At 53.4% G+C, this 18324-nt stretch carries 24 protein-coding genes and 1 tRNA gene; 19 read left to right on the forward strand and 6 right to left on the reverse strand.

Going from position 1 to position 18324, the window contains the following annotated elements; translation table 11 throughout:
• Positions 1-228: 228 nt before the first annotated feature.
• The gene (locus MKFW12EY_RS18500; protein WP_245006353.1) at positions 229-1557 is read left to right on the forward strand and encodes a D-alanyl-D-alanine carboxypeptidase family protein; all 1329 of its coding nucleotides are present in this window, start codon (positions 229-231) and stop codon (positions 1555-1557) included.
• 12 nt (positions 1558-1569) lie between these two features.
• Here MKFW12EY_RS18500 and MKFW12EY_RS18505 read toward each other — a convergent pair whose 3' ends face one another.
• Entirely contained in the window at positions 1570-1782 is a 213-nt protein-coding gene (locus MKFW12EY_RS18505; RefSeq protein WP_054760621.1) for a SlyX family protein, read from the reverse strand.
• Between the two features lie 129 nt (positions 1783-1911).
• Between MKFW12EY_RS18505 and MKFW12EY_RS18510 the strand changes: the two genes are divergently transcribed.
• From MKFW12EY_RS18510 to MKFW12EY_RS18560, 11 genes are all read left to right on the forward strand, one after another.
• A complete protein-coding gene (locus tag MKFW12EY_RS18510) occupies positions 1912-2214 on the forward strand; it encodes a DUF6763 family protein (RefSeq protein WP_054760620.1) in 303 nt (100 codons plus the stop codon).
• Positions 2215-2224: 10 nt separating this feature from the next.
• Positions 2225-3073, forward strand: a complete 849-nt coding sequence (locus tag MKFW12EY_RS18515; protein WP_054760618.1) for a hypothetical protein — start codon at positions 2225-2227, stop codon at positions 3071-3073.
• Between the two features lie 13 nt (positions 3074-3086).
• A complete protein-coding gene (gene metA / locus MKFW12EY_RS18520; protein ID WP_221053538.1) occupies positions 3087-4151 on the forward strand; it encodes a homoserine O-succinyltransferase MetA in 1065 nt (354 codons plus the stop codon).
• The gene (locus tag MKFW12EY_RS18525) at positions 4148-4615 is read left to right on the forward strand and encodes a nucleoside deaminase (RefSeq protein WP_054760615.1); all 468 of its coding nucleotides are present in this window, start codon (positions 4148-4150) and stop codon (positions 4613-4615) included. Before metA ends, MKFW12EY_RS18525 begins: the two co-directional genes overlap by 4 nt.
• Positions 4616-5058: 443 nt before the next feature.
• Complete coding sequence (locus MKFW12EY_RS18530; protein ID WP_221053539.1) at positions 5059-6177, forward strand: tyrosine-type recombinase/integrase; 1119 nt, start codon at positions 5059-5061, stop codon at positions 6175-6177.
• A complete protein-coding gene (locus MKFW12EY_RS18535) occupies positions 6177-7181 on the forward strand; it encodes a hypothetical protein (RefSeq protein ID WP_054760613.1) in 1005 nt (334 codons plus the stop codon). Before MKFW12EY_RS18530 ends, MKFW12EY_RS18535 begins: the two co-directional genes overlap by 1 nt.
• A gap of 189 nt (positions 7182-7370) precedes the next feature.
• Entirely contained in the window at positions 7371-7610 is a 240-nt protein-coding gene (locus MKFW12EY_RS18540; protein ID WP_054760611.1) for a hypothetical protein, read from the forward strand.
• On the forward strand, positions 7607-8140 hold the full coding sequence (locus tag MKFW12EY_RS18545; protein WP_054760609.1) for a hypothetical protein: 534 nt from the start codon (positions 7607-7609) through the stop codon (positions 8138-8140). Before MKFW12EY_RS18540 ends, MKFW12EY_RS18545 begins: the two co-directional genes overlap by 4 nt.
• Before the next feature lie 145 nt (positions 8141-8285).
• Positions 8286-8753, forward strand: coding sequence for a hypothetical protein (locus MKFW12EY_RS18550; RefSeq protein WP_221053540.1), 468 nt, complete (start codon positions 8286-8288; stop codon positions 8751-8753).
• A 272-nt stretch (positions 8754-9025) separates the two neighbouring features.
• The gene (locus tag MKFW12EY_RS18555; protein ID WP_054760632.1) at positions 9026-9433 is read left to right on the forward strand and encodes a DUF5681 domain-containing protein; all 408 of its coding nucleotides are present in this window, start codon (positions 9026-9028) and stop codon (positions 9431-9433) included.
• Positions 9430-9915 carry a hypothetical protein gene (locus MKFW12EY_RS18560; protein ID WP_054760605.1) on the forward strand — a complete coding sequence of 162 codons (486 nt, stop codon included), beginning with the start codon at positions 9430-9432 and terminating at the stop codon, positions 9913-9915. The genes MKFW12EY_RS18555 and MKFW12EY_RS18560 overlap by 4 nt, the downstream gene beginning before the upstream one ends.
• Positions 9916-10083: 168 nt before the next feature.
• Here MKFW12EY_RS18560 and MKFW12EY_RS18565 read toward each other — a convergent pair.
• From MKFW12EY_RS18565 to flgA, 5 genes are all read right to left on the reverse strand, one after another.
• A tRNA-Arg gene (locus MKFW12EY_RS18565) sits at positions 10084-10160 on the reverse strand.
• Between the two features lie 40 nt (positions 10161-10200).
• On the reverse strand, positions 10201-10980 hold the full coding sequence (locus MKFW12EY_RS18570; protein ID WP_054760602.1) for a flagellar brake protein: 780 nt from the start codon (positions 10978-10980) through the stop codon (positions 10201-10203).
• Between the two features lie 34 nt (positions 10981-11014).
• Positions 11015-11509, reverse strand: a complete 495-nt coding sequence (locus tag MKFW12EY_RS18575; RefSeq protein WP_054760600.1) for a flagella synthesis protein FlgN — start codon at positions 11507-11509, stop codon at positions 11015-11017.
• Between the two features lie 4 nt (positions 11510-11513).
• On the reverse strand, positions 11514-11819 hold the full coding sequence (gene flgM / locus MKFW12EY_RS18580) for a flagellar biosynthesis anti-sigma factor FlgM (protein ID WP_054760599.1): 306 nt from the start codon (positions 11817-11819) through the stop codon (positions 11514-11516).
• Positions 11820-11889: 70 nt separating this feature from the next.
• Positions 11890-12579 carry a flagellar basal body P-ring formation chaperone FlgA gene (gene flgA, locus MKFW12EY_RS18585; protein ID WP_054760597.1) on the reverse strand — a complete coding sequence of 230 codons (690 nt, stop codon included), beginning with the start codon at positions 12577-12579 and terminating at the stop codon, positions 11890-11892.
• A gap of 185 nt (positions 12580-12764) precedes the next feature.
• Here flgA and MKFW12EY_RS18590 point away from each other — a divergent pair, with 185 nt between their 5' ends.
• The 7 genes from MKFW12EY_RS18590 to flgF all read left to right on the forward strand — a co-directional run bounded on the left by MKFW12EY_RS18590 (position 12765) and on the right by flgF (position 18300).
• Positions 12765-13628 carry a chemotaxis protein CheV gene (locus tag MKFW12EY_RS18590; protein ID WP_245006354.1) on the forward strand — a complete coding sequence of 288 codons (864 nt, stop codon included), beginning with the start codon at positions 12765-12767 and terminating at the stop codon, positions 13626-13628.
• A gap of 28 nt (positions 13629-13656) precedes the next feature.
• Entirely contained in the window at positions 13657-14523 is an 867-nt protein-coding gene (locus tag MKFW12EY_RS18595) for a CheR family methyltransferase (protein ID WP_054760595.1), read from the forward strand.
• Between the two features lie 176 nt (positions 14524-14699).
• Positions 14700-15095 carry a flagellar basal body rod protein FlgB gene (gene flgB, locus MKFW12EY_RS18600; protein ID WP_054760593.1) on the forward strand — a complete coding sequence of 132 codons (396 nt, stop codon included), beginning with the start codon at positions 14700-14702 and terminating at the stop codon, positions 15093-15095.
• Positions 15096-15097: 2 nt separating this feature from the next.
• On the forward strand, positions 15098-15514 hold the full coding sequence (gene flgC / locus MKFW12EY_RS18605) for a flagellar basal body rod protein FlgC (RefSeq protein WP_064022779.1): 417 nt from the start codon (positions 15098-15100) through the stop codon (positions 15512-15514).
• 8 nt (positions 15515-15522) lie between these two features.
• Entirely contained in the window at positions 15523-16203 is a 681-nt protein-coding gene (locus tag MKFW12EY_RS18610) for a flagellar hook assembly protein FlgD (protein ID WP_054760591.1), read from the forward strand.
• Positions 16204-16214: 11 nt separating this feature from the next.
• Positions 16215-17540, forward strand: coding sequence for a flagellar hook protein FlgE (flgE, locus tag MKFW12EY_RS18615; RefSeq protein ID WP_054760588.1), 1326 nt, complete (start codon positions 16215-16217; stop codon positions 17538-17540).
• Between the two features lie 16 nt (positions 17541-17556).
• Positions 17557-18300, forward strand: a complete 744-nt coding sequence (gene flgF / locus MKFW12EY_RS18620) for a flagellar basal-body rod protein FlgF (RefSeq protein ID WP_064022781.1) — start codon at positions 17557-17559, stop codon at positions 18298-18300.
• Positions 18301-18324: the final 24 nt, after the last annotated feature.

The following is an 18324-nucleotide window of genomic DNA, read 5'->3' on the forward strand; positions in this document are numbered from 1 at the left end:
GGCTTCGCTATTTTGCGGATCAGTGCCGGCGGCGGGCGATTTCGGAGCCAAGATTGGCACGACGGTCCAGTAGTGTCGAGTTTTCCCGGCCGATTCAGGTAAAAATCCGCCACTCGGACTGCCGAATCCGTCCGCACCACCCCGAAATCCACCTTTGTCGAAAGTGAAATTTCTGATTAAATAATGTCCTCATAAGCTTACATTACCTTCCTGGAGCAAAGTAATAACTTGAGCGCCCTGCCTACGCCCCGTTTAGCCCTGATCTCCCTGGCTTGCCTGCTGCTGCAAAGCCCGTTTGCGGCTGCCCGCTACGCGGCCATCGTCATCGACGCCGACAGCGGCCGGGTGATTCACGAGAACGAATCCACCCAACGCTGGTATCCGGCATCGCTGACCAAGGTCATGACCATGTACATGACCTTTGCCGCGCTGGAATCCGGCGACCTGAAGTTAACCGATACCGTTTACGCGTCGAAACATGCCGCGTCTATGCCCAGCTCCAAGTTGGGCCTGCGTGCCGGGCAAAGCCTGACCGTAGAACAAGCGATCATGGCCGTCACCACCCGCTCGGCCAACGATGCGGCGGTGGTTTTGGCGGAACGGCTGGGCGGGACCGAGAGCAATTTCGCGGCGATGATGACGCAAACCGCCCATCGCCTGGGCATGAGCAGCAGTTCGTTCGAAAACGCCAGTGGCCTGCCTAACGACGGCCAAATCAGCAGCGCCCGCGATTTGGCCTTGTTATCGGCGGCGGTATTGCGCGACTTCCCGCAGTATTACCATTACTTCTCGGCAACCGAATTCCGCTACAAGGGCCGGGTGATGCCGAATACCAACAAAATTCTGAAAACCTACCCCGACGCCGACGGCTTCAAAACCGGCTTTACTTGCGGCTCCGGCTACAACCTGATCGCTTCGGCCAAACGCAACGGCCACCGGATCATTGGCGTGTTGCTGGGCGCCCACAGCAGCGGCGAACGCTTCGAGCAAATGAGTAATTTGTTGGACATGGGCTTCGCCAAAAGCGGCAGTAGCCAGCTTGGCGAGCATATTTCGCAATTGCACGACACAGCCCAATTGCCGCCGCCGTTTCAGTTGGCCTCCAACCGTTGCGCCGGCAGCGCCGAGCAAATGGGCGCCGATTCCGGCAGCATCAGCCGTTACGAACCGATCCGTATCAACGAAACGCCGGAAAGTAAGGAACGCCGGCTGCTGGCGGCAAACAAACCGCAGCCGCGCATTACCGGCCAATCTTGGAACGTCAGCCTAGGCAGCTTTCCGCGCAAAATCGATGCCGACGTCAACCTGCAACGGGTCCGCAATGCGTTGGGGCCGTTGGCGAAAAACGGCCAGCCGCGGATCGTCAAAAGCAAAAACAAGAGAGGCACGGTCTGGCTTAGCCAATGGACCGGCCTGCAACAGGACGACAGCCGCGATTTCTGCCGCCGCCTGCACGGCAAAAATCTGGATTGCAGCTCGTTTCCGCAACCGAAACAAACCGTGGCTGCGGCCGGCAACCACGGCAAAACCGGCCACCGCAACCGCTCCAAGTCTTAAACCGGCCGCGGATCAGTAATGCGGCGGCCGTTCGTCGAGCGGCAGCAACGGCCGCTCCGACATGCTCGACGCCAGGCTCTTGATCTTGTCGTGCAGCAATTTGCAGGTTTCTTCCAATTTGCCGATCTGTTTTTGCTGATCGGCCACCACCTGGTTCATCGCTTGAATCAAGTCTTCCTGGTAGGCTTGTTTAATTTCCAATTCGATAATGCGCTCTTCGTTCATAACCGCTTAAAAGTTCCAGTGTTGGGCCATTCTAATCGAATTTCGCCGCGGTTTTGCGCCGCCGCACTCGCACCGCCCCGCTAAACTCGCTATCATTGCCCACCACATCAACACAGCGAGGATGCAACCATGACAACCATTGCAGATCCGGTCATCGGCCGTTGGTATAAAGATTTGGAAAGCAATCTTACCTTCAAGGTCGTGGCGATCGAGGGAGCCGACGAATCCATCGAAGTCCAATACGCCAACGGCGACCTGGGCGAATACGACAACGAATCCTGGTACGGCTCGACCATCGATTACATCGAAGATCCCGACGATTGGAGCGCACCGTTCGACGACCTGGAAACCGACGATCTCGGCTATACCGATCCGGACCGCCATACCCGCGCCGATTCGGAAGATTTGGATATCAGCGACTTTTTGGATTGATTACGACTTTATGAGAATGACCCCGCAACAGTTTTTGGACTGGGAGTCCAAAAGCATCACGCTGCTGGCCATGTCCGGCGCCGGCAAGACCACGCTATCGGCCAGATTGCCCAAGGACAAATGGTTCCATTATTCCGGCGACTACCGAATCGGCACCAAGTACCTGGAAGAACCGATCCTGGACAATATCAAACAGCAAGCGATGGGCGTGCCGTTTTTGCGGGACCTGCTTAAGTCGGACTCGATCTACATTTGCAGCAATATCACCGTCGACAATCTGGCGCCGGTATCCAGCTTTCTGGGCAAAATCGGCGACCCGAGCAAAGGCGGCTTGAGCCAGGCCGAATTCAAACGCCGCCAAGCCTTGCACCACCAGGCCGAAATCGCGGCGATGAACGACGTGCCGGACTTCATCCATAAAGCGGAAGCCATCTACGGCTACAAGCACTTCATCAACGACGCCGGCGGCAGCGTTTGCGAATTGGATTGCCCGGAAGTCTTGGAAAATCTGGCCAAGCACACGCTGATCGTCTACATCAAAATCCCGCCGGCGCTGGAACAGACCATCATCGACCGCGCCAAGCAGGACCCGAAACCCTTGTATTACCGGCCCGAATTTGTCGACGAAAAGCTGGCGCAATTCATGCGCGAACGCAACTACCAAAACACCGACCAAATTCCGCCCGACGAATTCGTCAGTTGGGTGTTTCCCGAGCTGTTCAAGGCCCGCGTGCCACGCTACGAAGCGATTGCCGCCCAATACGGTTACACCGTCAGCGCCGACGAAACCGCCAAAGTGGAAACCGAAGACGACTTCATCCAACTGATCGCCAGCGCGATCGCTCGCGAAACCGTATGAGCGCAGTACTGCCATGCCTCTAGTCGCTCATACCGCATTGCCGACTTTCCGCCGCTTGCAGGAAGAAGGCGAAGAGATTCTCACCCCGGACCGCGCCGCCCACCAATCGATCCGCGAATTGCACATCGGCCTGTTGAACATCATGCCGGACGCGGCGCTGGAAGCGACCGAGCGCCAGTTTTTCCGTCTGGTCGGCGCCTGCAACCAGATCGCCCAATTCCACGTCCACCCGTTTACCATCGACGGCCTGGAACGCGGCCCGGAAGCCTTGGCACACATCGAAAAATATTACGAAAGTTTCGAGCAAATAAAGCGCGACGGCCTGGATGCGCTGATCATCAGCGGTGCCAACGTCACCCACGACCATTTGCAGCAAGAAGACTTTTGGCAGCCGTTGACCGAAGTGTTCGAATGGGCCAAGGAAAACGTCACCTCGGTTTTGTGCTCCTGCTTGGCCACCCATGCCTTGATCCAACATTGCTACGGCGTCGAGCGTACCCGGCTGCCGGCCAAACGCTGGGGCGTCTACTCGCATAAAGTCGTGGACCGTTCGCATCCGTTGGTAGCCGAGATTAACACCCGTTTCGACGTACCGCATTCGCGCTATAACGAAGTGTTCCGCAGCGACATGGAAAAACACGGACTGAAGGTCTTGGTCGCCAGCGACCAGGCCGGCGTGCATTTGGCGGTAAGCCCGGACGGCTTCCGCATCGTGTTTTTCCAGGGCCACCCGGAATACGACGACATCAGCCTGTTAAAAGAATACAAACGCGAGGTACTGCGCTATTACCGGGCCGAACGCGACGATTATCCGCCGTATCCGGAACATTATTTCGACGAGGCGGCGCAACGCCTGCTGGCCGAATACGCCAGCCACGTACAAGCCGCCCGCCACGGTGGCCGGCAACTGAAAGCGATGCCGGAGGAGCAAATTGTCGAACGTTTGGACATCACTTGGCGCGACTCGGCCAAAGCGGTATTCAACAACTGGCTGGGCAAGGTCTACCAGATCACCAACGAAGACCGCCGGCTGCCGTTCATGGACGATGTCGATCCGCGCAACCCGCTGGACCTATGATGCACCGTGACTTTCTGCACCAAGCCGTGGAACTGGCTTGTTTCAACGTCGCTAATGGCGGTGGCCCGTTCGGCGCGCTGATCGTGCAAGACCAGCGCATCATCGCCGCCAGCGGCAACCGAGTCACCGAAAACATGGACCCCACCGCCCACGCCGAGGTCCTGGCGATCCGCCAGGCCTGCCAGTATCTGCAGGACTTTCAACTGAAAGACTGCGTGCTGTACACCAGTTGCGAGCCCTGCCCGATGTGTCTGGGCGCGATTTATTGGTCCAGGTTGGAAGCGGTGTATTTCGCCAGCAACCGCGACGACGCCGCCCAAGCCGGTTTCGACGACAGTCTGATTTATACTGAAATCGATAAACCTGCCGACCAACGCCAGATTGAGATGCGGCACCTGGCCATCGAATCCGCCGCGGAGCCGTTCCGGCTATGGCAAATCCAGACCGATAAAATCCGCTACTGAGCGGCTTTTTGCATTACTGAAGGGACGGGTGAGAAATTACCTGTCCTTTTAGATCGGGACAGAACGCGAACCCAAGGCTTTCACTTGGGGGCCACTAAGATAACAACTTGACGCTCATAATTAATGGCGTCCCGGATACGATTCGAACGTACGACCTGTCCCTTAGGAGTGCGGTACAAATCAAAACCCATAACAACAGATAAAAAAATATAGTAATTAAATTCAATACCTTGGCGCCAATCTAAAGCTATCTCTTGTTACAAAAAGCTGCTGTTATTTGTCGATTAGTGCAACAAAATTGCAACAACGCTACAATAAGCCCCAGAAACAAAAACGGGCTTGGCAGTGCGACCAACACCACCAAACCCTAGACCATTCACTTATTCAAGGTAAGTGCTGGCTTAGTCAAATTATGCCATGCACCACCCTGCAAGGGAAACAACATGGCAACCATTCAGCAACGCCCCGGCAAAGACGGAAAACCTAGATATACCGCCACTATTCGGATTAAAGGCCAGAAGGAAAAGTCGATAAGCGCAAGCTTTACTCGGCTAACTGAGTGCAAGGACTGGATAACCCGGACTGAGGCGGCTATTAAGGAAAATAGGCACTTTAAGACCAACGAATCAAAAAAACACACTCTAGGCGAAGCAATAGACCGCTATCTTGCCGACGTTGCACCACTTAAATTTAAGCCCAACGAGCTACGGATAAGAGGGCCAATTCTTGAGTGGTGGAAATCTGAAATAGGCTATTGCAGGCTATCCGACTTAACCGCTAAAGACTTTGCCGCCTGCCGGGATAAGTTAGCAAAGCATGGCGGCAACAAAGGCAGACCGCTAGCCGCTGCGACAATTAAACGCCACTTTGTTTCGATTGGTCACGTTTTAAAAATCTGCCAACTTGAATGGCATTGGTTGGATCAAAACCCACTTAAAGACGGCATTGTTGAGTTGCCAGAGTTGCCACGAGGGATAGTTCGCTTTCTTGATGATGAAGAACTTGCACGGCTAACCGTCGCCTGTAAAAACTCACCTAACGAACTGCTATACCCTGCTTTTATCCTGTCGGTGTCAACAGGTATGCGTCAAGGCGAGACAATGAACCTCTATTGGCGGGAACCAGCAACACCGCCAGAAGGTACAGCGTGGGGCGTGGTCAATTTAGCCGAAAACTGCATTATCTTGCACCAAACAAAAAACGGTAATCGTCGGCGTGTACCGTTAGCCGGTGAAGCCTTGGCAGAATTGCAAAAACTTTCCAAAGTACGTCGGTTAGATACTCAACTGGTATTCCCAAGCCCAACGCACCCACAACAGCCAATCGAGCTTAAAAAGGCATGGACTAATGCCCTAAAAACCGCCGACGTTGTTAATTTTCGCTGGCACGACCTAAGACACACAGCCGCTAGTTATTTGGCTCAATCAGGGGCGAGCTTGATTGATATTGCCGCTATATTGGGCCACAGCACTTTACAGATGGTGCAACGGTACGCTCACCTATCCGATAGCCACATTAGTACGACAGTTGAACGCATGAATCAACGTATCGGCGGTGTGTGATGAATGATTGGTTAAATGATGATGAAGTGGACAGTTTCACGCTTAATGATGACATTGAAAGTGCGGTAATTCGCAAAGCATTAAAAATGCCGCCACAACCCCCCATTGATTGGCCGAGTGTTCTAAGTCTTTCGTTGTGGAGCGTATCAGAAACTATTTGCAACATATTTGGAATTGATTCTGAACTGTATGAAAAAGGCTTGCTTGATTCACCACGCCAAAAATTTGCCGACGCCATGCGAACTAGGCTTGAACGAGAGGCAATGGCCGAGAATCTACCTCATAAAATCGTGGGAGGCGAGATTTTCTATAAACCAAATTCAGCTATAGCGTGGGCAGTACAGAAAGGTTTTCCCGTAATCCCAGAGTTAAAAGACTATATTTCAAATGTAATAAAAAATAGAACTGGCGTAGATTGGGGCGTCGATATATTGCCGCTTGAGACGCTAACTGACGAAGATAACCGAGTCTACAACAATTTGGCCGCTTGGTCTTGGGTTGATGCAATTTATATTCTGCAAGGGTATAAGCCAGTTTTTCAATTAAAAACAGAGCAGGTGCGCTCTCACTTTTCTGGCTTGGTGAATTACTTCACGCAGTCAATCCAATTAGGTGTTATTGGTAAAGAAATAACCCAAGCGGGTGAAAAATCATTTATTGATTCCCCTGCCAACTGGCAAGCATTTTGGCAGGGTATCAGCAAACAAAGTGAAAATGTGGCAAGTAATGATGGCTCAGCAATTAAGCCAAGAAAAAAGCTAATCCCTAAAGAAAGAGAAACAACGGAAAGTCTATTATTAATTTACGAGATAACTAAAAAACATAAAGTTAATTACCGAGATGACCTACCAGGACCAAAAGCCTGGGGGAAAATCGTTTCTGGTGAATTTACTAGCGATTTAATAAAGGTAGTTTCTGATACAAAGAAAAGCATCACTCTAAACGACGGTGAAAAGTTATATAAAACAAGTTTTTTAGACAAATATCGGAAGCGGTTTAAATAATAACTCAATACAAAACCGGCTCTAAACCGGTTTTTTTATGCAATAAACGGCACTAAAAACGGCATTAACGGAAACAGGAGCAGCTAATAACATAATAAAAATCAATTACTTATAGTATCACCATCAACAGCGGCAAATCTTGGTAGTCGCTGGAGATAAATTTTATCAACTAATAATTGATGGTGATTTATGTCCCAGAAACAACAAACCGAAGCCGTACAAACGGCAATCATTTATTCCACAGTAAATCAATTCACAAATAAGCATCCTGCCTTTACTAAGGGCGGTATCAGGGCGCTGATATTCAATGAAAACAACAACGGATTGGCTAAGGCTGGCGCTGTTGTTCGTATTGGCCGGAAAGTCTTGATTGATGAATCAAAATTTTTCGCTTGGGTTGAGTCACAAAACCAAGGCGGTGCGAAATGAATAGCACCGACTTAGCACCGTACAAAATCCAACGCATTGTTGACGGCTCAGAAGTTTACGAAGCAAACAGCGGATCGACTTCGCCACTGGCGGCTAGAGACCTGCAAAAAAAGCTAACCGGGGACGAGTCCGCAAGGAAGATCAATTACACCCCGCCAGACGGCATTAAGCGCAGTCAGCTTGTACCACAGCGCCATTTTGAGCTGTTATCCAGGCTCGCAGATGGCAATTGGCATGCAATCGAGTCGCTGAAATCGATCAGGAGCGAAACCAGAAAGCCGATAGCCGACATGCGTGCACTTGGCCTAATTATCGAGACTGACCGCAAAAAAGCCGCATATCGCTTGCGTGGAGAGGTCGAGCTTTATCCGTTGGGCTTAGGCCTTGGCATTCCGACCGTTTGCGATTTATTGCCAAACCTGACCGAATGCCTGGAAATCGAGAAGCAGAAAGCCAAAGCCGAGATTGCCAAGCGCATATCAAGAGCAAAGCGCACAGCGGATATGTTAGAGGGGGTTAGTTATGACTAGCCAGAGAGAAACCGCCCCGCACGGCAATGCAAAGGCGGCATTTATCAAACAACTTCAAGACCATTTTAACCAGATAAACCAGCTTAAACAAAGGTTGGCGAGGTTTTCTAAATGGCTTAATTCGGTTTTGATTTAAGGAGCGGTAGTGGCGAAACATCCGAAACGCTCTACAGACAACCGGAGTTTTTCGGCAAAGCCTCACCATATTTTTAGACCTAACTTCGCAGCGGGTACACCTTCGCCCGCTGCCGTTCTGAGCCATAAGGCGGCGCATTTGCTCGATAACCTTACGGCTCAATATAACGGCAAAAATAATGGCGACTTGTCGGCGGCTCCCAAGATTATGGAATTATTCGGCTGGAAATCCCGAGGAAGTATTGACGAATCGCTGACCGAGCTTCTGGCTTTTGGCTTTATTGAACAAACCAGGCAAGGCGGTAGAAATCAATGCTCACTATATGCGATTACATGGCAACCAATAGACGAATGCGGCGGCAAGTTGGATGTTAAATCAACCATCGTTGCATCGAATCTATGGAAGCCAGAGAACGCAGAAAAGCGAGATAAACGGTTCGTGAATAAGTGGGAAGCCATGCGGAAAAAATCAAAATGACTTCCCGGTATAAGGACAAGCGTTCCCGGTATTCGGACAAGGTTTTTTATGACTTGTCCCCATACCGGGAACAGCCCCTAAAACTTCCCGGTATTCGGACAAGTCAGAGCCATTTTTTAACCGCCTCTTCCCGGTATTCGGACACCTTTATAATTTACCAAGGGGGTTTTAGGTTTTATTCGCTTCGATTCCAGGCGGCAATAGCGGCTAGGACTGCACGGCGGCCAAAATCGGCGAACCTGAATCCCTGAAACATGCAGAAACAGAACACTATGCCAACGCCAAAATTCAAACCCGGTCAAAGCGGAAACCCAGCGGGCCGACCGAAAGACAAAACCCCGGCGACATTGCTCAGAAAAGCCATTGCCGACGATATGCCCGACGTGGTTAGAAAACTGGTCGAATTAGCCAAGGAAGGCGATGTACAGGCCGCCAAGGTGCTGTTAGACCGGATATGCCCGCCACTCAGGCCGCAAGCCTTGCCGGTCGTTATCGAAACCGGCTCCACCTTGCCGGAAACAGGCGGCAATGTTGTTACAGCCACGCTAAGCGGCAATGTTCCGCCCGACATTGGTGCCATGCTGATTCGGGCTTTGGCCGAGCAAGGCAAGCTAATCGAATTGCAGGAAATGGCCGACCGCTTGCAACGGCTTGAAAAGCTATTGGAGGCCAGACCATGAAGCCCGCCCAAGTGAATAAACTTTATGCCAGGCTGACACCGCACGAACAAGCGGCGCTTGCCATCGAAGCCGCTGCAAGGCATGACGAGAGCGAAATAGATGCGATTCTGGCACACGTCGAGCACAGGCATTACCTTAGCACCCATGCCGACTATACACGGCGTATTCACGCATTAATGACGCTTGCCGGGCAATATGGAATCGAGTATTGGAAAAATCGAGCGCTGATGCTGATAGCTTGCGAATACGCCGACCAAGGCAATCAGGAAGCCGAAGCCCCGGCCTTGCGGTTCTTAGCCAAGGCGGTTGCGCTGGAATCTGCAATTGTTGAAGTCTGCAAGCAACTAAAAGTCGATGTAAAGGCAATCAAGACTATGGCGGGCTGTCCTGATGATGACGTGAAGCCGGAAGCATTGCAAAAAGCCGATGCGGAGTTGGTCACGCAATATACCGGCATGTTTGCAGGTCTGTTTACTAGCTGAAATCCGCCATACATGGCGCTTTTAGCTGGTGTGATAACGTAACAATCTTGCCGGGTAATACCGGCTTTTTTATTACCTGTTTTTGGGGCGTTTTATTTTGAATTGCAACAAAATTGCAACATTGACAGGCAAGCCAAAAAACAAAAAAACCTAAGACTTTGATTTGTATGGCGTCCCGGATACGATTCGAACGTACGACCTGTCCCTTAGGAGGGGACCGCTCTATCCTACTGAGCTACCGGGACCGAGTGAATTTAGCTGGCGGATTTTAACACAGCGAGCGAGTTAGGCTTTCTGTTTTCGAATCTCGACCCGCTCCAAAGACGTGATGAAATACGACAGCTTGGACTGGCTTCTCGCCGACAGGCCTTCGAAGAAACCGCCGATTTGCACCTTGGGAGAGGTTGCCGAAACCGGTTTGACGAAGCGCACGGCAAAATCGAAATCCATCACGTAATCGTCGAAATTGATTTGGCAATTCTTGATTACGTCGCCGCGCTGTACCCGGGCTCTATTGACCGGCACAATAACTCCGGCGCCGCCCCTGGACAGATCGAACAGATAACCGCCAATCGATATCCCTGTGCGTTGCACGACACCGCTGAACGGTATGTCGATGGCACTGATTTCCAGCCGCGGCGAGCGCCGGCGCTGCGGATAAAATACCCGATCCGGCAGCGGCGCCTTGTAGTAATTGATGCCTCTGGAATGGCCAATCTCGATGTCCGTCAAATTAAAAGACAAGTGGATGCCTTTATGAAAGGTCGATAACTTCAAGGCCCGCGAGCGAAGCAACAAGTCGTTGCCGTGTTTGGGCATCAACTCGTCCAGGATGATGCTGTTTTTGTCCAATTTGATGCTCAAGATGGACGAGCTGAAATCTTCGGCGAAACCTTCGACTTGAATGCTGCATAACGGTGAGCTGTTCTCGATTTCTCCGAGCAGCCGGGCGATTTTGTCCGGGTCGGTGATGAAATTCGGATTTTCGAACGCCAATAAATCGTCTTCGGCTTCAGGCGCCGATACGTTCGCTTTGGAAAAAAAATGCTTCAGCTTGCTCAGCATGTCAAGCGGCCCGTAAACTAGTTCGGCGCCCAGTCTACACTGAAATTAAGGTATGCGAAAACAGCTCGTTACGGGTCACGCCATCCGGTCCGTAGGTGGCCGCCAGCGGGGATTTACCGCGTAATATTTGCAAAGAACGCTGGGTATGTCGGCTCAACAGCGCGATGCTCGCACCGTTTTGTTCGTTAAGCGCGCGGCAATTTTCTGACAGCTTGGCGAGGCCGGCCCAACTGCCCCGGACACCTTCGACGCGGATGCCGGCGGCGTCGGCTTTGGCAAGGTATTTTGTGACGCCTTCGTTACCGACGCTTAGCTGTTCGGTGGCCAAGACTTGACCCAGTTGCTTGGTAAATTGCTCGAGCTGGGCTACCAACTCTCTTTTGTTGGCTGCGATATTGGCTATCGCCTCCGGGTCGATTTTCTGCTTGAGCTTATCGGATTCGATGGTTAACAGCTCGAACAGGCTTTGTGCCGCCTTTAACGCATTGGCGAGCAATTTTTCGGTGATGGGATATGTTTTTTCTATCATAACGTCATGTACTGTCGGGTAACTGTTTATCGAATTGCAGCATTTTCTCAGCCACGCGTTCAGCGTTGACTTGGTAGCTGCCAGCCTGGATCGCCGCTTTTATCGCTGCCACCCGGTCTTCGTTGACCACTGGCGTTGCAGCGCCGGCGGCCGACGCCGTTTTAATATCCTGGGCGGTGGCGGTGATCTCGACAGTATCGGTAACGACACCGCTCTCGGTCCGTTGTTTAGGCTCAGCCGCATCTTTAACCCCAGGTTTTGCGGGCACTGAGGTCGTAACAGGCTTGCCGGTGATTGATTCGATAGCCATGGCGAAATTCCCAAGTTAGTTTTATCTGAAGCATTTAGCGGCATCATAGTAAATTCCTTTAGCGCCAATTTTAAAAATTAACCGAAACTTGGCCGGCATTGACCACGACGGCTTGAATCACGCGCTTGGAAGACAGGTTCCGCACGCTGATTTTCTGGCCCTTCGCGCCGTCGCTCATCGCCGCCCCGACCGCACTGATCACGACTCCGGCTTTGCTGGATTCGATATTCACCCGTTCGCCGCGGCGAACCACCGTCGGATCGGTAACTAGTTGCCGATTCAACACGCTGCCTGCCGGAATATTCCGCGCGGCCTGCTTGTCCAGCACATCGCTGATATCGGTAACGTAGCCCTGCGGCAGCATGCCGGCATCGCGGGTCTCCACATTCAAGTGCTCTTGCCGAATAATGTCGTTGCGCAGCATCGACTTGTTCAATACAAACACGTCCTTAAACGACTTGACCAACACCGTGCTGTATATGGTCCAGCCCTTATCGCCGTAACAACGGACGCCGACGGTATTGCGGCCTGGCTTAATTTCCCCGGTTTGGGCAAACACTTGCAGCGCTTGCTCGCAGTTAGGCAATTGCAGACGGGGATCCGGCTGCGCCAGGTTGATTTCGTATTTGCCCCCCGCTTCCAGCGCGGACTGGACGAATTGGTTAATCGCATCCTGGATTTGCTGAGCGGACTGGAATCCACCGCCCAACGCCATTCCCGACGCCAACATCAAAATTCCGGGTAACATTCGTTTGTTCATATTCAATCGCCATTTTTTTGACTTGCCCTAAGCTTTCAGCATAAAACGTACCAGCAAATTTCAAGTAAACCCAAGTAATGCCGCTATAATTGAGCGAACGTTATTCAGGGGGTTATATGGCCGGAGTCTTAGACGGGGTAGATCAACGAACCAAGCTAGCAGGACACAACCGATTCGAATTGCTTTTGTTCAAATTGGTCAGCCGCCAGCGATTCGGGATCAATGTGTTCAAGGTCCAGGAAGTCATTCAATGCCCCCCGCTGACCCAAATCCCCAACTCGCATTCCGTGATTTGCGGCGTAGCCCACTTGCGCGGCAAAACCATACCGGTGCTGGACCTATCGATGGCGATCGGCATGCGCCCGCTGCAACGAGACTCGGGTTGCTACGTCATCGTCACCGAATATAACCGCTCCATCCAGGGTTTTCTGGTCGGTTCGGTGGACCGGATCATTAATATCGGTTGGGAACAGGTCAAAGCCCCGCCCACAGGCACCGGCAAGGAAAGTTATCTGACCGCGGTAACCGAAATCGAAGGCGAACTGATCGAAGTCATCGACGTGGAAAAAGTCATGAAAGAGGTGATCGGCGGCCGCGAGGAGGCTTCAGCGGAAACCATAGATCAAAACGTGATGAGCCAAAACGACCATATCCTGGTCGTGGACGACTCTTCGGTCGCCAGAAACCAGGTGAAGCGGGTTTGCGAACAAATCGGCATCGAGTGCACCCTGCTGAAAGACGGCCAGGAAGCCTGGGACCATTTATGCGCATTGGTTGCGGAAGGGACCAAAATCGAACAACGCTATTCGATGATCATTTCCGACGTGGAAATGCCGCGAATGGACGGCTACACGCTAGCGACCAAAATCAAAGCCGATCCGAACATGAAACACATCTACCTGATCCTGCACACATCGTTGAGCGGCGTCTTCAATACCTCGATGGTGCAAAAAGTCGGCGCAAACGAATTTTTAGCCAAGTTCGATCCGGACTCGCTGATGCAGTCCATCCAAAAACGGCTGAGAGTCAACCACGCCGGCCACGCCTGATCAGGGTAGCGCGGAATTTGTATCCTCCATGTTGAATTCGGCCGGCACCGACAAATCCCTGGGCATCTCCGGCAACCTGTCGCCGGCCGACTACCAAGCCATTCAGCAATTCCTCAGCCAAAACTGCGGCATCGAGTTGGGCGACAGCAAGCAGTATCTGGTTAAAAGCCGATTGCAACCGTTGCTGGCCAAATTCGAACTGCCGGGCTTTGCCGATCTGGCCGCCGCCCTGCAATCCAACGCGTTCTCGGCGCAAAAGTTGAAAAGCGCCGTGATCGACGCGATGACCACCAACGAAACCTTCTGGTTTCGCGACGAACGCCAGTTTTCCGAACTGCGCGACAACGTGTTACCGCAAGTGCTGGCACAAAGAAACGGCAGCATCCGGATTTGGTCCGCCGCCTGCTCTTCCGGCCAGGAACCCTACTCCATCAGCATCTGCGGCTTGGACGCCCTACGCGCCAGCGGCAAGAACCGGGCGTTGCAAATTATCGGCACCGACATTTCCGAGGCTATCCTCGAAGAGGCCAAGCGCGCCTGCTATTCCGACGCCGCGTTATCGCGCGGCATAGACGAAGCGACCAAAGCCAAATACTTCCAGAAAAGTTACGACGGCTACCAACTAAACGAAGAAGTCACGCGCCAGGTCCGGTTTCAACAATTCAATTTGTTGAAATCCTTCGCCGCCTTGGGCCGGTTCGACGTTATTTTTTGCCGCAACGTGTTGATTTATTTCTCCGACGCCATCAAACGCGACATCCTGACCCGGATGGCCGACAGCCTGGAACCGGGCGGCTATCTGTTCCTGAGCAGTACCGAAGCCATGCCTCCCGGCATCGGCGCCTACGAAATGGTCCGTTCCGGACTCACCAATTATTTCCGCAAACCCAGCTAACGCCGCCGAATTCTTGACGGATTCGGCAACCGGCAAGTTTTTGCCGCCCACCGCCCCACACCGGTTTTTGACGCCAAAACCAAGCCCATTCAAAGCCAGACAACTGAAAATTAACTAATTTTTTTTTCAGGCACGCTTACTGCTTTTTCAGTTAAAAAACCAGTAAGGTGGCAACCATGTCAATCAATTTCGACAACGCTTTGGGCATACACCCGCAAGCCCTGGCGCTTCGCGAAAAACGCGGGGAAATTCTGGCGTCCAATCTGGCCAATGCCGACACGCCCGACTACAAGGCGCGCGACCTGGATTTCAAAGCCGTATTTCAACAAACCCTGGCCGACCGCGGCGGCGAATTAAAACGCAGCCAGAGCGGACACTTGGCCAGTCAACACCACGTGCTCGGCGCCGACCTGCTGTACCGCAATCCGCAACACGCGTCGCTGGACGGCAATACCGTGGAAGCCCACATCGAACAAGCCAAATACGCCGAAAACGCCGTGCAATACGAAGCCAGCCTGCGCTTCATCAACGACGACTTTCTAGGTTTGATGACCGCCATCAAAGGAGAATGACCATGAGCTCTTTACGCATCTTCGATGTCGCCGGCAGCGGCATGAACGCCGAGAACCTGCGCCTGAACCTGGTGGCCAGCAATATTTCCAACGCCAACAGCGTCAGCAGCAGTATCGACCAGGTTTACAAATCGCGGCAGCCGGTATTTGCCGCCGAATTGAAGAACATTATGGATAAGAACAACACCGCCAGCGGCGTCAACGTGCTGGGCGTCGTCGAAAACCAGGCACCGCCGATCATGGAATACAACCCTAACCATCCCATGGCTGACGCCACCGGCTACATCTATAAACCCAACGTCAACACCGTCGAGGAAATGGCCAACATGATGTCCGCATCGCGTTCCTACCAAAACAACGTCGAGGTGTTGAACACCGCGAAAAACCTGATTTTGCAAACCCTGAAAATGGGCCGCTGAGGTGAACCATGAGCACAAGCGCAATCGACACGTTTAACAGCCTGGGCTTGGCCACGACCGCCACCGCTTCGGCCAGCACCCAAAAACAATCGCTAGGCCAGGATCAGTTTCTGAAACTGCTGACCACGCAGCTAACCCACCAGGACCCTTTGAAACCGATGGACAACGGCGAATTTCTGGGCCAAATGGCCCAATTCAGCACCGTATCCGGCATCCAGGATTTGCAGGCGTCGTTCAAGGATTTCGCCGGTTCGATCAGTTCGAACCAGGCGCTGCAAGCCTCCGGTCTGGTCGGCCGCCGGGTGTCGGCGCCATCCACCGAAGCGCTGCTGGGCGCCGGCGGCAGCGTCTCCGGCGATTTCGAATTACCGAGCAGCTCGCCGGAAGTCACCGTGAAAATCATCGATCCGGAAACCGGCTCGACGATCAGAACCATAGACAAAGGCGCCCAGTCGGCCGGCACCACGACTTTTACCTGGGACGGCAAAGACGGCAACGGCAATCTGGCCGACCCCGGCGTCTACAAAATCGAAGCCGCCGCCAAAATCGACGGCGTCAATACCGTATTGGCTACCAACATCCAGTCGCTGGTCAAAAGCGTGACGATGGGCAGCAGCAATAGCAGCATGCAAGTCAACCTGGACGGCCTGGGTCCGGTTAAATTCAGCCAAATCAAACAGATACTGTAGGAGAAATCGACATGCCCTTTACCACAGCACTCAGCGGCCTGAACGCCGCATCCAACAATCTGGCCGTGACCGGCAACAATATCGCCAATGCCAACACCGTCGGCTTCAAAAAATCGCGTTCCGAATTCGCCGACGTTTATGCCGCCAGTCTGGGCGGGGTCAGCAGCATCACCCCCGGCGCCGGCGTCAAAGTCGCCAACGTCGCCCAGCAATTCAACCAGGGCAATTTGCAATTCACCGACAACAACCTGGATTTGGCAATCAGCGGCGAAGGCTTCTTTACGCTGGCGAAAAGCCCGACCGAAACCAACGACCTGTCCTACACCCGGGCCGGCGAATTCAAACTGAACAAAGAAGGCTATCTGGTCAACAACCAAGGCAAGGCACTGCTGGTCTACCGGCCCAATACCACGAAAGTCGAGGACGGTTTCAGTACCGGCGTCACCACGCCGGTGCAGATCAATACCCTGACCGGCTTGCCGTCGGCGACCGATACCGTCAACATGCAATTGAACCTGGACGCCCAGGACGACTTCACGCCCAGTACGCTGCCGTTCGACCCGACCGACAGCAATACCTATAACTCGCAGACCTCGACTACGGTTTACGACACCTTGGGCTCGCCGCATATTCTGACCACCTACTTCGTCAAACTCGATCCGGCTACCGCCCCGAACCCCGGCACTTCCGAATGGCTGGTCTACCACTACATGAGCGAACCGGCCACCCCCAATACCCGTACGGCGGTGCCGGTGACTTCCGGCACCCTGGGCGGCACCACGCCGGAATCGGCCAAACTGACCTTCGACTCCGGCGGCAAATTGACCGACCCGGTAGACGGCAAATTCGGCTTGTCCAGCTATGTCATCACGCCGCCGACCGGCGCCGCCGATGTCGAAATCGACACGATCAATTTTTTCGGCACCACCCAGGTCCAGCAAAAATTCAGCGTCAACGGCATGACGCAGAACGGTTTGCCGGCCGGACGCCTGACCGGCATCGACATCGACGACGAAGGCGTGATCTTCGCCCGCTTCAGTAACGGCGGCTCGCAAACCATGGGTAAAGTGGCTTTAACCCGTTTCGCCAACAATAACGGCCTGGCGAAACTGGGCGACACCTCTTGGGGCCAAAGCGCCAATTCCGGCGAACCGATTCCGGGCCAGGCCGGCGCCAACAATTTCGGTGCGATTCAGGCCGGCGCGCTGGAAAGCTCCAACGTCGACTTATCGGCGCAATTGGTGAATCTGATCGTCGCCCAACAGCATTACCAGGCCAACGCCCAGACCATCACCACCGAAAACAGCATCATGCAAACCATCTTGCAGATTCGTTAATTGAAGGAGGCCGCTCATGGACCGTAGCCTTTACATTGCGATGAACGGCGCCAAACAAACGCTGATGGCGCAATCGGCCAATGCCAATAATCTGGCGAACGCCCAGACCACCGGCTTCAAGTCCGACTTCGAGCAGTTCCGGGCCATGCCCAGCTTCGGTCCGGGTTACCCGTCGCGGGTGTATTCGATGACGGAACGCCCCGGCACCGATCTGTCGAACGGTTCGATCTACCATACCGGGCGCGAACTCGATGTCGCGGTCGAAGGCCAGGGCTGGATCGCCGTGACCGGTAAAGACGGCAAGGAAGCCTACACCCGGGCCGGCGACTTGCGGCTGACGCCGGAGGGCCTGCTGCAAACCGGCGCCGGCCTGTCGGTGCTGGGCGAAGCCGGCCAACCGATCGCGGTACCGCCGGCGCAGAAGGTGGAAATCGGCAAGGACGGCACCATAAGCATCGTGCCGCAAGGCGTCAACGCCACCAACACCGTGCTGGTGGATCGGATCAAACTGGTCAGCGCCGACCCGGCCAATCTGGAAAAATTGGAAGACGGCCTGATGCACCCGAAACAAGGCGGCGTGTTGCCGGCCGATGCCAACGTTACCTTGATCCAAGGCTCGCTGGAATCCAGCAACGTCAACGCCATGGCAGCCATGGTGGAAATGATCGAGCTGTCCAGAAGCTTCGATATGCAATCTAAGGTCATGAAAGATATAGACGAAAACGCCGCCGCCGCCGCCAAGTTAATGCAAGTGGCATAAAACCTGCTTTACTCCTGATAAGAC

The sequence above is a fragment of the Methylomonas koyamae genome (assembly GCF_019669905.1).
Taxonomy (GTDB): Bacteria; Pseudomonadota; Gammaproteobacteria; order Methylococcales; family Methylomonadaceae; genus Methylomonas; species Methylomonas koyamae.

Bases quoted from the DNA above. Each gene is read 5' to 3' on its own strand.
- MKFW12EY_RS18505 (WP_054760621.1), bottom strand. From the start codon at position 1,782: ATGAACGAAGAGCGCATTATCGAATTGGAAATTAAACAAGCCTACCAG.
- MKFW12EY_RS18510 (WP_054760620.1), top strand. From the start codon at position 1,912: ATGACAACCATTGCAGATCCGGTCATCGGCCGTTGGTATAAAGATTTG.
- MKFW12EY_RS18515 (WP_054760618.1), top strand. From the start codon at position 2,225: ATGAGAATGACCCCGCAACAGTTTTTGGACTGGGAGTCCAAAAGCATC.
- metA (WP_221053538.1), top strand. From the start codon at position 3,087: ATGCCTCTAGTCGCTCATACCGCATTGCCGACTTTCCGCCGCTTGCAG.
- MKFW12EY_RS18525 (WP_054760615.1), top strand. From the start codon at position 4,148: ATGATGCACCGTGACTTTCTGCACCAAGCCGTGGAACTGGCTTGTTTC.
- MKFW12EY_RS18530 (WP_221053539.1), top strand. From the start codon at position 5,059: ATGGCAACCATTCAGCAACGCCCCGGCAAAGACGGAAAACCTAGATAT.
- MKFW12EY_RS18535 (WP_054760613.1), top strand. From the start codon at position 6,177: ATGAATGATTGGTTAAATGATGATGAAGTGGACAGTTTCACGCTTAAT.
- MKFW12EY_RS18540 (WP_054760611.1), top strand. From the start codon at position 7,371: ATGTCCCAGAAACAACAAACCGAAGCCGTACAAACGGCAATCATTTAT.
- MKFW12EY_RS18545 (WP_054760609.1), top strand. From the start codon at position 7,607: ATGAATAGCACCGACTTAGCACCGTACAAAATCCAACGCATTGTTGAC.
- MKFW12EY_RS18555 (WP_054760632.1), top strand. From the start codon at position 9,026: ATGCCAACGCCAAAATTCAAACCCGGTCAAAGCGGAAACCCAGCGGGC.
- MKFW12EY_RS18560 (WP_054760605.1), top strand. From the start codon at position 9,430: ATGAAGCCCGCCCAAGTGAATAAACTTTATGCCAGGCTGACACCGCAC.
- MKFW12EY_RS18570 (WP_054760602.1), bottom strand. From the start codon at position 10,980: ATGCTGAGCAAGCTGAAGCATTTTTTTTCCAAAGCGAACGTATCGGCG.
- MKFW12EY_RS18575 (WP_054760600.1), bottom strand. From the start codon at position 11,509: ATGATAGAAAAAACATATCCCATCACCGAAAAATTGCTCGCCAATGCG.
- flgM (WP_054760599.1), bottom strand. From the start codon at position 11,819: ATGGCTATCGAATCAATCACCGGCAAGCCTGTTACGACCTCAGTGCCC.
- flgA (WP_054760597.1), bottom strand. From the start codon at position 12,579: ATGAACAAACGAATGTTACCCGGAATTTTGATGTTGGCGTCGGGAATG.
- MKFW12EY_RS18595 (WP_054760595.1), top strand. From the start codon at position 13,657: ATGTTGAATTCGGCCGGCACCGACAAATCCCTGGGCATCTCCGGCAAC.
- flgB (WP_054760593.1), top strand. From the start codon at position 14,700: ATGTCAATCAATTTCGACAACGCTTTGGGCATACACCCGCAAGCCCTG.
- flgC (WP_064022779.1), top strand. From the start codon at position 15,098: ATGAGCTCTTTACGCATCTTCGATGTCGCCGGCAGCGGCATGAACGCC.
- MKFW12EY_RS18610 (WP_054760591.1), top strand. From the start codon at position 15,523: ATGAGCACAAGCGCAATCGACACGTTTAACAGCCTGGGCTTGGCCACG.
- flgE (WP_054760588.1), top strand. From the start codon at position 16,215: ATGCCCTTTACCACAGCACTCAGCGGCCTGAACGCCGCATCCAACAAT.
- flgF (WP_064022781.1), top strand. From the start codon at position 17,557: ATGGACCGTAGCCTTTACATTGCGATGAACGGCGCCAAACAAACGCTG.